The organism is Gluconobacter sp. P1D12_c, from assembly GCF_018812105.1.
Taxonomy (GTDB): Bacteria; Pseudomonadota; Alphaproteobacteria; order Acetobacterales; family Acetobacteraceae; genus Gluconobacter; species Gluconobacter oxydans_A.
In genome coordinates this window covers 1-505 of record NZ_JACSIQ010000320.1, presented here as the reverse complement: position 1 = coordinate 505, position 505 = coordinate 1, and the positions used below count along the sequence as shown (strand labels likewise).

Annotated in this window: 1 protein-coding gene; it reads right to left on the bottom strand. The window is 48.5% G+C overall.

Annotated features, from left to right (window positions below; all coding sequences use genetic code 11):
- Positions 1 to 34: 34 nt before the first annotated feature.
- Positions 35 to 505 (bottom strand): hypothetical protein (locus KP705_RS16970; protein ID WP_215765114.1); only part of this gene is annotated, 471 nt, incomplete at its 5' end.

Genomic DNA, 505 nt, shown 5'->3' with positions numbered 1-505 from the left:
ATGACAATTACATTGTCGTCGGTCCTGCGGAGCTTCAAAGATACCAGTCTGCAAGCTCCTGAAAGGCGTCCTGATTAGCTTCGAAGTATTCGGAATCCGGAACCTCAATAGGAGGCTCATCAAGCTCTACGGGGTCTTGTAGACGCTCTATGTCGAGAACCTTTGACAGCATCCCATCTTCTAAGACGCTACCCCCACCTCTACCCATGTGAGATATCGTGTAAGTGTCAAGCATATATGCTTTTGCGGAATCATCCACCGCATTGATATCCCTGTTGCCAAGCTCCCACGAACCACGCAACGCAAACAGATTACGCCCCGTTAGAGCATCGCATCCAATTTTTTGGAGTTTTTCGATAACCTGCTGATGGTGTCGCTTAGAGACAACTTCAATGAGTTCGAGAGCCTTTTTGCCGAGTTCAGTGTCAGGCGTCTGCGTATAATTCTGGACCATAAGACAGGGTTCAGAGACGTTATAGAAAGCATGATGCGGGAGCATCAGCCC